Here is a 15,746-nt window from a genome sequence, read left to right on the forward strand (position 1 = left end):
CTATGGCTGCATTACCCTCCTTAAGACAGCTGTCATACCTCGTTACACTGTCTGAAACGTTGCACTTTACTGAAGCAGCGCGCCGTTCGTTCGTGACCCAGTCGACTCTGTCGGGCGGGATCATGGAGCTAGAGCGCCTTCTAGGTGGTGTACTTGTTGAACGTGATCGGCAAAATGTTCGTTTGACACCATTAGGCGAACAGGTCGTAGCACGTGCCCGTGTTCTCTTGGCCGATGCCCAAGACCTGATGCGCTTAAGTCGTGAAATGAGCGAGCCGCTAACCGGCGATTTACATCTGGGAATTATTCCAACCATTGCACCGTTCATTTTGTCAGCCTTACTGGATGAAGTGCACAAACAGCTGCCAAAAATTCAGCTGCATTTGCATGAAGCACAAAGTGAAAAAATTGTCGAAAAACTCGAGCATGGCAATCTCGACATGGTGGTGCTTGCCCTGCCGTTTGACACGCGCAGTCTAAAAGTGGCTGAAATCGCTAAAGAAAGCCTGTACCTGGTTTGCCATAAATCCGATCAGCACTCGGCTACCGCACGTTCCTTGCAAGATCTGGATTTATCTCGCCTGATGTTACTGGAAGAAGGTCATTGCTTGCGTGATCACGCACTCAGCGCCTGTCCGGTGGGGGAACGTAAAAATGATCACCGCTTGAAAGCGAGCTCATTACCGACTCTAGTTGAAATGGTTTCGTCTAATCTTGGTTTTACCTTGCTGCCCGAAATTGCAACACATAGCCACATGATTAAGTACAATCCTGAACTAGTGGTCAAAGCAATTGATGCTGCTCCTAGCCGCACCCTTGCCTTGGTCACGCGTAAGAGCACGCCATTACAAAGTGAATTTGATGTCTTGCTGCAGGTTTTACAAAAAATCGTAAACAATCTGAATTAATTTAATTCTGAATCAAAAAAGGAGCTTTTAAAGCTCCTTTTTTATGGGGAGGATAAAAATTACTTAAAAATTTCCAGCAACTCGCGTTGGGCATTATGCGGCGCTTCACCTTCGGCTGGCTGTGCACGCAGCCAAGTACCATCGCCCTGTAACAACCAGGCCTGCTGATTATCTTGCAGGTAATTCAGTAAGCCCTGCTGATAAATACGTTTTTTCAGTGCCGGATCTTCAATCGGGAAGCAGGCTTCTACACGGTTAAACAGGTTACGGTCCATCCAGTCAGCACTTGAACAGTAAATATGCGGATTGCCATTATTACTGAAGTAATAAACACGGGTATGCTCCAAGAAACGACCGACAATCGAACGCACCCGGATATTCTCGGACAGTCCTGGCAAACCTGGACGTAAGCAGCAAATTGAACGAATAATCAAATCAATCTGCACGCCAGCTTGTGATGCCTCATACAGTTTATTGATCAACTGCATTTCGGTGAGTGCATTCACCTTGACAATAATCTGTGCTGGCTTGCCCGCTTTGGCATTGGCAATTTCTTCGTCAATATAAGTCAGCAACTGCGCGTGTAAGGTAAATGGTGCATGTAGCAATTTTTTCAGTTTGGCCATTTTACCCATACCGGTCAGCTCCTGAAAAATGCGGTGCACATCTTCACAGAGCTCCTTGTCGGTAGTCATTAGGCCATAATCAGTATAAATACGCGCATTGGTGGCATGATAGTTACCCGTGCCTAAATGCACATAACGCACCAGTTTGTTATTTTCACGGCGTACCACCAGAATCATCTTGGCATGGGTCTTGTAACCGACGATCCCATACACCACCACAGCACCCGCTTCTTGCAATACATTGGCAACCGCAATATTGGATTCTTCATCGAAACGCGCACGCAGTTCGATGACTGCCGTCACTTCCTTGCCATTACGCGCTGCTTCAGCCAGTAATTGGACAATTTCCGAATCTGCCCCACTCCGGTACAACGTCTGTTTAATCGCCAACACCTGAGGATCACGTGCTGCTTCACGTAACAGGTTAATAACTGGGGCAAAAGATTCAAACGGATGGTGCAGCAAAATATCCTGCTTTTGCATGGCGTTAAAAATACTTTCCGACTTGCGCAAGGCTTTAGGCAGTACAGGCGTATGCGAATCATAACGCAAATGTGGACGCTTAAAATTTGAAAGCAAACGTGCCAAGTTTACTGGTCCATCGACCTTATAAAGCTGGCTTTCATCTAAATCAAATTCATTCAGCAAATATTGATAAATCGGTTTTGGACAATTTTCTGTCACTTCCAGACGTACAGCACGACCAAAACGACGTGAACTTAACTCACCTTTCAGGGCTTTGGCTAAGTCTTCAACATCTTCATTCAAAGCCAAGTCTGCATTACGGGTTACACGGAACTGATAACAACCAGTTGCGGTCATGCCTGGGAATAGATCAGATACATGCTCATGAATAATGGCGGATAACATGACATGGTGTTCTTTACCACCCGTCAATTCATCCGGCAAGCGCACCACTCGTGGTAACGAGCGTGGGGCCGGTACAACAGCCAGGTCGATCTGACGGCCAAAGGCATCCTTCCCTTCCAAGGTCACGATAAAGTTCAGGCTTTTATTGACCAGACGGGGGAACGGATGTGCCGGGTCCAAACTGATCGGCGTCAGCACGGGAGCGACCTGCTCCTGAAAGTACTTTTTAATCCAGGTGGATTGTGCCGGCGTCAGTTCACCACGCTTGAGAAAACAGATGTCTTCTTCGCGCAACTTCGGCAAAATTTCTTCATTTAAGATGCGATATTGACGTTCAATTGCAGCATGCGCGGTTTTAGAAATGGAATCCAATACCTGTTTAGGCGTTAAACCATCCGGACTACGGCTTTCATTACCTAAATCCAGCTGTTCCATCACCCCGGCAACACGAATCTCAAAAAACTCATCCAGGTTACGAGAAAAAATGAGCAGGAAATTCATCCGTTCCAAGAGTGGATGTAAAGGATCAACCGCTTGTTCGAGTACGCGTAAATGAAAATCTAGAATTGAAAGTTCACGATTGATGTAGCGATCATTATAAATATATTCAGCAGGGGTGGCGGAAACCGCATTATTCATGCTCTAACCTATGATTATAAAGTGTAAAGTCTTCATCTAAGTATGCTTTAAATTTATGTAAATTTCATAAAAAAAGGCCAAAAATATGGGCTTTTTCAAAATTATTTACACTTAAGGAATATTGCTGTAACGCATATATTTACGGATCATGCGCTTGCGATATTCTAAGGAACGGTCATTACGATGATGCTGGTAATATTTCGGATTCGGTAGAATTGAGGCCAGAAAAACCGCCTGCTCACGGCTCAAACTGCGTGCACTCTTGCCAAAATAATATTGGGTGGCTGCTTCCACTCCGTAGATATTTTCACCAAATTCGACCGAGTTTAGATAGACTTCTAATATCCGCTGCTTAGACCACATACGTTCCATCATCCAGGTGGCAGCTGCCTCCTGACCTTTGCGGATAAAAGAACGCTGATTATATAAAAACAGGTTTTTCGCCAACTGCTGGGAAATGGTTGAACCTCCAGCAACGACCTGCCCCTGCTCGTTATTGCGTTGTAAGGCAGACTGGATACCGGCCCAATCAAAGCCATGATGCTGCAAAAATTTACCATCCTCTGCTGCAACTACGGCATGTTTGACGTTATCACTAATCTCATCATAATCGCGCCATTGATGCTTGATTGGCTCACTCGGATCTGACCAGTAATCTAGACGCATGAACATGGTGGTTTCGACATCATGGGTACGCCACCACACCAGACTGGCAAAAATCCACAACTGGACCAAGAGCACGATACCAACAAGAATTAACAAAGTCCGAACAATAAAAGCTTTCATGTCAGTAGGTTGCTCCTGAATTGATAATTTTTCGTGTTAAGCTTTTTCTCAAGATGATCATGACCGAGACTCCCTCTATGGCAGAGTTTGCTCCCCCATCTTTTCAGCAGCAGTCTGTTCAGCTGCGGCGCTGGTGGATCACCGCCCTGTTGATTACAGTCAACGTAGGGCTTTTTCTCTGGCAAGTGCTGCACGGCATGAACATCAGCCAACCGGCTATAGCCGATGCTATCTACTGGGGTGCTGATTATGCACCTTTAACCTTTTTAGCGGAACCACAACGCCTGTTCAGCAGCATGTTTTTTCATTTTGGCCTGATTCATCTCATGCTGAATATGTGGGCGTTATACATCTTCGGTAGTGTCGCTGAACAGCTGTTTGGCCACCGCTTCTTTATCGGATTGTACCTGCTGGCTGGACTGATGGGCAGCCTGTATAGCGGCTATATCAGTATTCAATCCAGTCTGCTGTTACTGCAAAACTTCGATCCGGCTGATCTGCCACGCGTCAGTGCAGGCGCTTCGGGTGCAGTGATGGGTTTGGGCGGAGCACTTACCGTGCTTTCACTCCTTCCGCCCCTGCCGCGTCAGACTTTGCTCTTGGACAAGAAATCTCTGCTAATCATTATGGGGATTAACTTGGCGATGGGCATGATGATCGCGGGAATTAACAATGCAGCCCATCTGGGTGGCATGATGATGGGCGCAGGACTGGCACTGCTCTGGTATATCAGTCAACGGGTCAAACTCGCGTGGGGTGGATTGCTGGCGTTAATGCTCGGTGCGGGACTGTGCTGGTGGCTGTATCAATACAACCTGCAGCAGCTAGAAGTGATTCAACCGATCTGGCAAAGCTTGCTGCATGAGATGTTGAGAAAAACATAAAGCAAAAAAATAGGGTAGCATCAGCCACCCCAACTTTTTCTTTATTGTAATTCACGCAAACTCTGTAAAGGAGGAATGTCACAAAGATAACTCAAGCGATAACGCCCAATCAGCGCACATAAAATACTCATCAGCAGCGGTAAAACCAGCCAGATTTCCCAGTGTGGTTGTATGACCAGATTCATTTTGGAGCTAGCAACAGCACTGATCACCTCAGCAAACAGGCAAGCAACCACCCCCGCAACGGCTCCTAAAAATCCAATTTCCAGAGTCAGCATGCGTTTTAATCGAGCTTTGGAAGCCCCAAATGAACGCATCAGGGCAACTTCACGTTTACGTTCATCCATCAGCAGATTAAGGCAGGCAATCAACACCAGGAACCCCGCGACACTGACCAGCAGAGCCAAAATGGTCATGATCTGCACCAGCACCTGCACCAAGCGTTTGATTTCATCCAAAATCTGGCTGACATCAATAAACACGGTATTGTTATATTGCTGAATCAACTGGAGCAGCTTGGCTTTATCCTGTGGAGGAACATAGAAACTGCCGAGATAACTGCCAGCATTTCCATCCATCGTATGCGGAGAGAAAATAAAGAAGAAATTTGGACTAAAACTTTCCCATTCCACCGTACGCAAGTTAATCACTTTAGCCTTTAGCTGCCCTTCCGGCAAACTAAAAGTCAACTGATCTCCGAGTTGAATACCGAGTGTTTCTGCAGTTTTTTGCTCAACAGAAACTTGTGCAACCTGACTGAAACTAGACTGACCCTGCACAATCTGGTTATCTGCCGGGAAAGTTTCAGCCTGGGTCAAATTGAGTTCACGGCGCAAAGAATTATTCTGTGCCACCAATTCAGCTGAAAAAGGCTGACCATTTTTGGCAATCAAGCGTCCGCGAATATTCGGATACAAGGGGGTACGATGCCAGCCATTTTGTTGTAACCGCTGCTGAAAGCCCGGCATATCAAACGGTGGCAAACCGTACACAAACTGGTTGGGCGTTCCTGCAGGCAACTGCTGTTGCCAGCGCTCCAGCAAATCTGTACGCAATACAGTCAACACTGTAATGAGACTCAGACCCAAAGCCAATGCTGTAATTTGGAATGCGGTTTGATAGGGGATGCGCACATAGGCAGACAAACGGTTTTTGCCGGCTTTTAACCACTTTAAGCCAAGCCAGACCAAAGCATACAGTACCCCACTTAAAGCCAGAATGCTGCCCATGACCAAGGCCGTCAGACCGACCCGTTCTGTAAGCAAAATACTAAACAGCCCGAGGCTGAGCAAACCGCTGCTGAGCAACACAAGCAAAGATTGCGCAGATTTCTCCTGCTGACGGATGACCCGGATCGGTGGGGTTTTGAGTAACTGCCAGACACTCGGCAAGATAAAACCAAGCATGACGATGGCACTGGTCAGCATCGCAATCGGTAATGGACCAAGCAGCATCTCCATCCAAGAGAAACTTAATTGCAAATGGGGAATCAACTGCAACATCAGACTCAACAGCCCATAACCCAGCCCTACACCGATGACACTGCCAAATAGCATTGCGAGCAGCATGACCAACGCTAAAATCGCCAGATAAGCCCACCAGATCTGTCGTTTGCTCGCCCCCATACAACGCATCAACGCGATATGATCCTGATTCTGAACCACATAGCGCTGGCTGGTCAGGGCAATCGCGATGCCACAGAGCAGGATCGTCAGAATATTGGCGAGCTGCAGGAAAATATCCAGATTTTCAATCGGTTTCACCAAGCGACTATTGCCTTCGCTGGCGCTGCGCAAACGCAAACTCCCCTCTGCAGAGGAGGCTGAATTGGTTTTTGCCTGATCTTGATCCGGTCTTAGCTGCTTAAAATATTGCTGGAACTGTTCAAGCTGTACAGGTGATCCTGCCAACAATAAACGGTATTCAATGCGACTGCCGGTTTGAATGGCCCGGGTTCGGGCAATATCCTGTTGGTGAATCATCACCGTGGGTGAAAATCCGGAAAAACCCAATTCCTGATTGGAATCCCGCTGAATTTTTCCAGCCACCTGAAATGCTCCATCAGCAATATGCACCGTATCACCAATTTTTGTATTGAGTAATTCCATCGCTCGCGGACTCAGCCAAATCTGGCCAGGCCGAATTTTAGGATTCATCACGCCATTCACTTGCAGTTTTCCACGCAAAGGAAAAGCCTGATCCACGGCTTTGACATTAACCATGACAAACTGGTCACCGGTATAAGCCATCGAACTAAAAACCGTGACCTGTGAACGCCGTAATTGTAATTGTTGTGACTTTTGCTGCCATTTTTCAGATAGTGGCTGATTATCGGACAGCAGCAAATCTGCCGCTAACATCTCGGCGGCCTGCAAGGCCACCGCCTGCTGCACCTGCTGATTGCTGAATTTGAGAGCTGTGGTCGCACTGATCGCCAACGTTAAAGCAATCAACAGCAGGTAAATCCCGCTACTGCGGAAACTCTGGAGCAGTAAAGGCTTAAAAATTGCGCTCATGCCGGCTCCTGTACAGCTGCAGATTCCAGCAACTGTCCGTCCACCAGTTGCAAATGGCGCTGGCATTGTTCCGCTAGTTTCAGATCATGAGTGACCAGTACCAAGGTGGTACCCATTTCCCGATTGAGCTGAAACAGTAACTGCTCGATTTCCTGAGCCGTTTGTCCATCCAGGTTACCGGTCGGTTCATCGGCAAAAATAATTTTCGGTTCACTTACTAAAGCCCGGGCAATCGCGACACGTTGCTGCTCTCCGCCTGAAAGCACTTTAGGAGTTTGGGTTGCCTGACGCTCCAATCCTACTTTTTTCAATAACTGCAAGGCTTTTTGTTCCGCTTGAGCATAATCAAAATGCGGCTGTAAACGTAAAGGCAACATCACATTTTCTAGAGCTGTTAAATGTGGTAACAATTGAAATGACTGAAAGACAAAACCAATCGATTGCTGACGGACGGCGGCACGCTGCTCTTCATTCAGGTGATGGATCGGTTGACCACACACATACAATTCGCCAGAACTGGCCTGATCCAACGTTGCCAGTAGCCCCAACAGAGTCGATTTTCCCGAACCGGAACGTCCGGTAATCGCAACCAGTTCCCCCGGATAAATGTCGAGCTGAATATCTTTTAAAATGGTTAGGGTCTTATCTTGTAATGTAATGCTTTGGCTCAAATGCTGGGCAGAAATCAGGGCTTGTGGCATGATGGAGTCCGAGATATTGGTTTGAGTCATAAAGTGCCTCTATGCAGAAACATAGCGTAATATTCAAGATCCAGCAGTGGATGTGTGTTGGATGTCTCTGTCTCAGCCCGATGGCCGTTTCCGCCAAAACCATTATGGTTTTAGGTGACAGTATTAGCGCTGCCTACGGGATGAATCCGGAGCAAGGTTGGGTGAGTTTGTTGCAAAAACGATTAAACCAACAGTATCCGAAACAGCATAAAGTGGTCAATGCCAGTGTCAGTGGTGAAACCACCAGTGGTGCTTTGGCACGCTTGCCGAAACTGTTAACAACCTATCGTCCAGACGTGGTGGTGATTGAGCTCGGTGGAAATGATGGTTTGCGCGGACAACCACCGCAGATGATTGCCAAAAATTTAGGCCAACTGATTCAACATAGCCAAAAGACGCGGGCCAAAGTTGTATTGTTAGGGATGAAAATCCCCCCGAACTATGGCAGTGCTTACAGTCAGGCTTTTGAAAAAAATTATCGCGTGGTCAGTCAGCAGTACAAAATTCCACTGCTGCCGTTCTTTTTACAGCGTATCGCTGGCAATGCTCAATTGATGCAGCAAGATCAGATTCACCCGAATGTGAAAGCCCAGCCGATTTTACTGGCCAATGCTTATCCATACATTAAGGGCGCGTTATAAACGCGCCCTTAATGACTGATCTTGCCTAAAAATACGGTTAATAATCGAAGAAGACCACTTCACCGGTTTCGAGCGAGTATTCTGCACCCACCACAATCAGCTTACCTTGAGCGATCAAGTTTTCGATCACTGCTGAACCATGGCGCAACTGATTCACCGAAGCGAAAACGTTAGAACGTACCGCGTGTGCACACAGTTTATTCAAATCATGTTTCAAATCAGTTTGCAAAAGAATTTCTACAGAAGGACGAACGCGGTTCACAATCGACATCAAATTATTCGATGGTGGGCTTTCCGGATTGAGTAGTGTATCTACTGTCGCCTGCACCGCACCACAGTGACTATGACCTAAAACCACCACCACGGCACAGTCATAACGTTCAGCAGCGAACTCAACACTCCCGACTTGGGATGGGGCAACCACGTTACCGGCAACACGGATCACAAACAAATCACCGAGGCCCTGATCAAAGACCATTTCTGCTGGAACGCGTGAGTCCGAACAACCCAAAACAATCGCAAATGGATTCTGGTCTTTTGCCATTTCTGCGCGCTCGTGGTGCGTCAGCAACTTCGGATGTGTAGTTTCACCTTTTACAAAGCGTTGATTTCCTGATTTTAAACGTTCTAAAGCTTCTTGAGCTGTTAACATTTTCTATCGTCTTCCCTATTCATGACGAGGATCATTGTAATCCTCACACCCGCACATGTCATTGACCAAAACAATGCGCTTAATGCATTTCTACTGAATTGCGGAGTCAATATTGAACCGTACAAATAGATTATTTTTCAGAATAATGTTTGAGCCTATTTCTGTTAAATGGCTAGCAAGCATACCCAATCTACAGGTTTTCACAGCCCTATTCCCCGTGCATCACCTTAATTCCAACAAAACCATGTGCCTAAACAAGGAGCAACAAACGGGTTCAGCAATATCAAAAATCATCTGACAAAATAGAAATCTCTCTCAAAAAGATCCGCTGGCCTACCTGCAAAAACCATCATCATGCTGCAACATCCGCTGGAGCCCCCTGTCCTGAATCGGTACAATCCTCTCTAGCTTCACTTCCCTCTGCTTAGGTTTGCCTGATTTTTATGTCTACACAACCCATGATTGAACAACTTATCGATGCCCATCTGGCTTTTCTCGAGCAGGAATGGAGCCAAGCCACTACAGTACAAAATGAATGCAACAGTTTTTACCAGTGGTTGAGCCAGCAGAGCCTGGGACAACTGTGGAGCTTTGAACAAATCAATGCCTTATTGCAGCAGCAAATCCTCAACACGCCGGTCAGCGCCGCTCTGATTGAACAGATTGCTGAACATCTGCATTTTGCCCTCGTGCATCCTGTGAATGACAGTACCCGTATTGAAGACGTGATTCCGGTACTCACTGTCGACCGGATTGCCCAGTATGTGTCCAGTAAAGGGGCACATCGGCAACGTCTGATCAAACGTGTGGTCAATAATCCTGCCTTCTCCGCAATGATCTCGCAACTGATCCAGCACGCCATTCAGGATTATATGGAAAACTCCATGCTGGCCAAACGGGTGCCGGGGGTTAGCCAGTTTATGAAGATGGGCAAATCCATGTTAGAAAGCGTGACGGATGCCAATCTGCAAAGCACGATTGCCTTTTACCTGCAGCGGAATATTCTGAAACTCAGCCAATTGAGTGAACATGTGCTGAACCAGCATTTTGATCAGGACAAGCTGTATCATTTTCAGGCTAACCTCTGGCACAAAATCAAAGGCCTGCCCTTGCATGTCTTACGTGATTATATCGAGGTCAAAGATTTACCGCAGACGGTTGGTCTAGCGCATGAAATCTGGGAACATCTGCGCCAGACCGATTATATGCGACAGCAACTGCATGATGGGTTATATACCTGGTATGTCCGCAACCAAGAACGTCGTCTGGATGTGCTGTTACGCGATCTGAATATTGATGAAGCCTTGGTACAGCGGGAACTGCAACAGCTCCTGCATCCTGTCCTAGAACAGATGATTTCAAGCCAGTACTTACGAACGCGGGCACGACATTATCTGGAAAAATTTTATTATTCTGATGCAGCCCAGCAGATTTTGAGCAGTCAACCCGCGCCTCACTGACAATTCACTTATTTTAACAACTCGTTTTAGCCATAAAAAAAGACCTTAGAAAAGGTCTTTTTTTATGGCCATGGGCTTATTTGAAATAAGCACCTTCAGACTGGCTATGGTCGGTTTGGTCCACGACACGCATCAATTCAGGCACGTGTTGTTTCAGTGTTGTTTCAACCCCTTGCTTTAAGGTGATGTCGATCGAAGAACAGCCCTGACAACCACCGCCAAATTTAACCACTGCAGTCAAACCATGTTCAGCATCTTCAACCACTTCCACGAGTGCACAGTTACCACCATGCCCTGCAAGACCCGGGTTGATTTCGGCCTGTAACACATAGGTAATACGTTCTTCAACTGACGCATCCGGCCCTACACGTGGTACTTTAGAGTTTGGGGCACGGAAAGTAAGTTGGCCGCCAAAACGGTCTTTGTTATAGTCAATCACGGCATCTTTTAGATACGGAATGGATGGCGTATCGATAAATGCAGGGAAATCTGGATATTCTTGCTTATAATCGGTTGGCACGACTTCTTCTGGTGCACTGTAAGCCATGCAGCATTCAGCACGTGGTGTACCCGGGTTTTCAACAAAGATACGAACGCCGATTCCCGGAGTATTCTGTTTGGCAAGCAAATCACGCAAATACTCTTGTGCAGTTGGAGTAATGAGTACGTTTGGGATTTCTTCTGCAACTGCAGCGTTGGTGTTCTCAGTCGACATAGCAATAATTCCTCAAGCTGAAGTTAGTATTTTAACTGAAGATGCGGAATTTTTAAAAAAAATCAACTAAATTTGTCGGATTTATGCTGAAAGTTCAATCTTTATATGGATTTAATGGCATGATGCAAGGCAAAACATGAAATCTAGATTGGGGTTATATGCTGGATTTGCCTTTTAATCACACCGTCACGATTATTCTGATCACAGTTATTGTATCTTTATTGGCCTTTAATAATCGCGTGCTGATGAACCGCTTGATCTTCTGGCCACCCGCCATGCAGCGTGGACAATATGACCGTTTTATCACCCATGGTTTTGTCCATGCAGACGGCGCTCACCTGCTGTTTAATATGATCACGCTGTTTTTCTTTGGCAGTATCATCGAAAGCTTTTACCGTCAGTATTTTTATGATTTGGGCTTTGTGCTGTTCTATCTGGGCGGGCTGATTTTTGCCATTCTGCCGAGTTATCTACAACACAAAAACGACGTGCACTGGGCCAGCTTGGGTGCATCAGGCGCGGTTTCAGCCGTCCTGTTTGCCTATATCCTGTTTGAACCGTGGAAACTGATTTTTGTATTCTTTATTCCCGTGCCTGCGATTATTTTTGCAGTGTTATATGTAGCGTATAGCATCTGGTCAGGCAAACGTGGCAACAGCAACATTAACCATAGTGCGCATCTATGGGGAGCCACGTATGGGGTCATCATGACGATCATCATTGAACCACGGTTAATCGGCCACTTCCTGAATAAACTCCTGCAAATCCCTTTTTAACTTTTCCCATCCGTTGAGCCGTCTAGCCTGTTCATGAGCAGCGGCTCGACTACATCTATCAATGTCTCGTTACATCGCTTTATCAGCTCTACATTTCTTGACAGATTTTGGTAGTTCATGCCTGTTCACAATCGCATTTGGGATAGATAATGAATTGATATAGATATTCAAACTGATTATTGGCGAGATTCTTTGCATGTCCAGTTCTTTAGACGGCCTACAATTCCCCATTGACCCGGAAACCCATAAAACCAGTACCTCGCAAACCGGCAAGGACATTGTGGCTGAGGCATTATCAATCGTCGATCACAAGACCTCTCAACAGACCTTACAGGAACAAAACTGGCGTAAGCACTATCCACGCTATTTTCATGCCTTAGTCAAACACGGCATTCAGAGCAGCCATAATGCCATCACGATTGCCCAACAAGGCTTGCATAAAGCCCATCACAGTTTTGTCTTTTACCGCAAAGGCGAAGCGCATTTGCTGAAAGATCTCATGCAGCTACCGCATGACACATTGCACCAAGTCGAAATTCACGGCAAAAGTACAGCAGCACCGGAGTGGTACATTCCCTACCACGGACAAAAATTACAGGGACAGGCGTTACTGGATCAGCTGCAACGCTGGCAAGATGCCGGGGTCATCGAAGCCAGTCATGCGGATGCCTTGCGTCAGGTGAATGCCCATCCTGAATGGCTCGATCTCTCCGACCGAACCTTGGTGCTGTTTGGTGCTGGTTCTGAGGCAGGACCACTGACCTGGCTGTCAAAATGGAAAGCCAATATCGTGGCAGTTGATCTGCCGAATGCCAAAGTTTGGGAACGTATTCTGAAAACCATTGATGCGGGTAATGCAAGGTTAATTGCGCCAAGTGCCCAAGCAGTGAAAGAGGATAGCAGCACAGCCGAGTTAAAAAACCAACTGGGTGCTAATCTGCTGACTCAAACACCGGAAATTGCCCACTGGCTAGGCCAGTTCTCACAGCCACTGGATTTAGCCGCAATTGCTTATCTGGACGGTGAAAAACATGTGCGGGTCGCCATGGCAATGGACAGTATCATGCAGGCGGTGAGTGAACAGAAACCCGACACCAGTTTGATGTTTATGTGTACCCCAACCGATGTCTATGCAGTGCCGAAAGAAGTCACCGAGGCGGCAAAAGATAAACTCAAACAACGTTCAGCTATACAAAAACTCCTGACCAAAGGGGTGTCCACATTATCTTTACAGCGTTTTTTCCAGAAAAATCCGCAGCAACTGATTCACTCCGAAAATGGTCAAGACTACGGGATTGCGGACTGTCTGGTGCTTGAACAAGGCCCCAATTACGCACTGGCCAAACGCCTGCAACAATGGCGTGCCATTCTCGCACGTCATCATGGACAGACTGTCAGCATTAACATTGCCCCATCCACCACCACTCATTCCGTCACCAAAAATCCTTTGCTCAAAGCAGCCTTTAATGGCGCACAGTTATTTGATGTAGAAGCCTTTCATCCAGAAACCACCAATGCCATGATGGCAGCGCTCTGGATTCACGATTTAAGAAATCCTGCTTCAGTGGCACATCCAGAAACTCCTCTGGAGCATCCTCTGGAGTTGATCATGTCTGGCGCCAACCATGGTGGTTTATGGCGTGTGGCCTACCTGGCACGGACGGCCCTGCCGTTTGCCGCCCTGTACGGGTTCGGTCAGGAATACCTGCCATTAAAAAAAGCACTGCGCAAACTGAAAAAATAAAATTGATCACCATAAAAAAAGCTTTGCCGAGGCAAAGCTTTTTTTATTATAGGTTTTATTGCGAATTAAACGAACTGCAGGAACAACCAGTACAAGCCACCCGATAAACAGATGGTTGCAGGCAAGGTAAAGATCCAGGCTGAGAGGATGGTTCTTACCGTTGCGAAGTTCAAACCAGACTTATTGGCCACCATCGTACCGGCAACCGCACTGTTCAAAACATGGGTTGTCGATACTGGCATCCCTAAGCCGTCTGCCGCTGCAATCGTGGTCATCGCCACAAGTTCCGCCGACATCCCTTGACCATAGGTCATGTGGTTTTTACCAATACGCTCACCGACGGTAACCACAATACGCTTCCAGCCCACCATGGTTCCAAGACCCAACGCTAAAGCAACTGCAACTTTTACCCAGGTCGGGATGTATTGCAGGAATGAATCCAGGTTGTCACGATAGTCTTCTACCACCTTGTCTTGTTGTTCATTCAACTTAGGTAAGGCTTTTGCTTTATCCAGACGTTTGAAGGCGGTCGTACTCAAATACATGTCGTTACGGATTTCCGCAACCTGTGCTTCAGGAATATCTTTCAGACTGCGGTAATCACCGACGCGCTCACCCAAATGGTTCGTCAAACTGGCCAAAGCGGGAACCACTTCAGGGTTGACTTGTTTCGTCTGGATGTATTTGGTCAATACGTCACGGGCTTTTTCATCGGCCATCTGGTCATGCTGGGCATAAAGAACAGTCGCCGTTTGTGCAGACAATTTTTCAAAAGACTGCAGATGCTGGTTGTCCAGATTCTTGTTTAATGAATACGCCATTGGTACCAAACCGATCAGAATCAACATGATCAGGCCCATACCTTTTTGACCATCGTTTGAACCATGCGCAAAGCTCACACCAGTACAGGTGAAAATCAGCAAGGCACGAATGAGTGGTGGTGGTGGCTTATTGCCTTCAGGTGGCTGGAACAGTTCCAACTGACGTTTGAAAATGGTTTTCACCAGCAAGAACACAATTGCAGCAAAACCGAAACCGATCAGTGGCGAGAACAACAATGCCTTACCCACCTTCATCACCTGATCCATATCCACACCACTAGCACCGCCGGTAGTATTCAACAGGTAATTCATCACCCCTACACCCAGAATCGAACCAATCAGGGTATGCGAACTCGATGCTGGAATGCCAAGGAACCAAGTTCCCAAGTTCCACAGAATCGCGGCGATCAGCATGGCAAAAACCATGGCAAAACCAGCACCACTGCCAACATTCATAATCAGTTCGACAGGCAACAGCGCGATAATTCCGTAAGCAACCGCACCACTGGCGATCATGACCCCAAGAAAGTTACAGAAACCGGCCCACATGACGGCAACAGGTGCAGGCAACGCATTGGTATAAATCACGGTTGCGACTGCGTTCGCCGTGTCATGGAAACCATTCACGAACTCAAAGCCCAAAGCGATCAGTAATGCCGTCGCTAATAGGATAACGGAATATAAGCTAAGCGCCGGTACATGAGAAAGGTCCGCACTCATCTGAAACGCGATATAAATCAACGTTGAAATGATGATTGCAAGAAACACCGGCATAAAGAATTTCGGTGTTGGGACATGCACATTCGTCGACCGTGTGGCGGATTGACCGGCTGAGTCTTGACGTGGAGAAGTATTCTGATTCATGCAGATAGCATTTAAAGGACAATAAAATGCCCTTATTGTTAAATTAAATTATGACAATTATATGACAAAAAGCTGTCATATAACGCCCTTTTTTAACAATTGCATTAATTTTG

General features: G+C 46.7%; 13 protein-coding genes. 6 read left to right on the forward strand and 7 right to left on the reverse strand.

The genetic code is table 11. From position 1 onward, the window contains the following. The first annotated feature begins 2 nt into the window (after positions 1-2). Entirely contained in the window at positions 3-908 is a 906-nt protein-coding gene (gene oxyR, locus PGW99_RS08375; RefSeq protein ID WP_273777234.1) for a LysR family transcriptional regulator OxyR, read from the forward strand. Between the two features lie 59 nt (positions 909-967). Here the strand turns inward: oxyR and ppk1 are convergent, their stop codons facing one another. Both ppk1 and mtgA read right to left on the reverse strand, forming a co-directional pair. Continuing rightward, positions 968-3,043, reverse strand: a complete 2,076-nt coding sequence (gene ppk1, locus PGW99_RS08380; RefSeq protein ID WP_273777235.1) for a polyphosphate kinase 1 — start codon at positions 3,041-3,043, stop codon at positions 968-970. Positions 3,044-3,154: 111 nt separating this feature from the next. Beyond that, a complete protein-coding gene (gene mtgA, locus PGW99_RS08385) occupies positions 3,155-3,829 on the reverse strand; it encodes a monofunctional biosynthetic peptidoglycan transglycosylase (RefSeq protein WP_273777236.1) in 675 nt (224 codons plus the stop codon). Positions 3,830-3,906: 77 nt separating this feature from the next. Between mtgA and PGW99_RS08390 the strand changes: the two genes are divergently transcribed. Continuing rightward, positions 3,907-4,713, forward strand: a complete 807-nt coding sequence (locus tag PGW99_RS08390; protein ID WP_273779481.1) for a rhomboid family intramembrane serine protease — start codon at positions 3,907-3,909, stop codon at positions 4,711-4,713. Positions 4,714-4,754: 41 nt separating this feature from the next. On the opposite strand, the gene PGW99_RS08395 is transcribed toward PGW99_RS08390, so the two are convergent. Together PGW99_RS08395 and PGW99_RS08400 are read right to left on the reverse strand one after the other, a co-directional pair. Further along, positions 4,755-7,229, reverse strand: a complete 2,475-nt coding sequence (locus PGW99_RS08395; RefSeq protein WP_273777237.1) for an ABC transporter permease — start codon at positions 7,227-7,229, stop codon at positions 4,755-4,757. After that, the gene (locus PGW99_RS08400) at positions 7,226-7,960 is read right to left on the reverse strand and encodes an ABC transporter ATP-binding protein (RefSeq protein ID WP_273777238.1); all 735 of its coding nucleotides are present in this window, start codon (positions 7,958-7,960) and stop codon (positions 7,226-7,228) included. Before PGW99_RS08400 ends, PGW99_RS08395 begins: the two co-directional genes overlap by 4 nt. A 50-nt stretch (positions 7,961-8,010) precedes the next feature. Between PGW99_RS08400 and PGW99_RS08405 the strand changes: the two genes are divergently transcribed. Next, entirely contained in the window at positions 8,011-8,601 is a 591-nt protein-coding gene (locus PGW99_RS08405; RefSeq protein ID WP_273779482.1) for an arylesterase, read from the forward strand. A 37-nt stretch (positions 8,602-8,638) separates the two neighbouring features. Here the strand turns inward: PGW99_RS08405 and PGW99_RS08410 are convergent, their stop codons facing one another. Beyond that, positions 8,639-9,253: a carbonic anhydrase gene (locus tag PGW99_RS08410; RefSeq protein WP_273777239.1), complete on the reverse strand. Its 615-nt coding sequence runs from the start codon at positions 9,251-9,253 to the stop codon at positions 8,639-8,641. Between the two features lie 443 nt (positions 9,254-9,696). Between PGW99_RS08410 and PGW99_RS08415 the strand changes: the two genes are divergently transcribed. Continuing rightward, the gene (locus PGW99_RS08415) at positions 9,697-10,713 is read left to right on the forward strand and encodes a hypothetical protein (protein WP_273777240.1); all 1,017 of its coding nucleotides are present in this window, start codon (positions 9,697-9,699) and stop codon (positions 10,711-10,713) included. A gap of 76 nt (positions 10,714-10,789) precedes the next feature. On the opposite strand, the gene nfuA is transcribed toward PGW99_RS08415, so the two are convergent. After that, positions 10,790-11,428, reverse strand: a complete 639-nt coding sequence (gene nfuA, locus PGW99_RS08420) for a Fe-S biogenesis protein NfuA (protein WP_273777241.1) — start codon at positions 11,426-11,428, stop codon at positions 10,790-10,792. Between the two features lie 158 nt (positions 11,429-11,586). Between nfuA and PGW99_RS08425 the strand changes: the two genes are divergently transcribed. Further along, positions 11,587-12,204 (forward strand): rhomboid family intramembrane serine protease, encoded by a 618-nt coding sequence (locus PGW99_RS08425; protein WP_273777242.1) that lies wholly within the window; start codon positions 11,587-11,589, stop codon positions 12,202-12,204. Positions 12,205-12,400: 196 nt separating this feature from the next. Then, the gene (locus tag PGW99_RS08430) at positions 12,401-13,948 is read left to right on the forward strand and encodes a hypothetical protein (protein ID WP_273777243.1); all 1,548 of its coding nucleotides are present in this window, start codon (positions 12,401-12,403) and stop codon (positions 13,946-13,948) included. Between the two features lie 65 nt (positions 13,949-14,013). Here PGW99_RS08430 and PGW99_RS08435 read toward each other — a convergent pair whose 3' ends face one another. Then, positions 14,014-15,633 carry an inorganic phosphate transporter gene (locus tag PGW99_RS08435; protein ID WP_273777244.1) on the reverse strand — a complete coding sequence of 540 codons (1,620 nt, stop codon included), beginning with the start codon at positions 15,631-15,633 and terminating at the stop codon, positions 14,014-14,016. Positions 15,634-15,746: the final 113 nt, after the last annotated feature.

The organism is Acinetobacter sp. GSS19 (assembly GCF_028621895.1).
In the GTDB taxonomy this organism is placed as follows: Bacteria; Pseudomonadota; Gammaproteobacteria; order Pseudomonadales; family Moraxellaceae; genus Acinetobacter.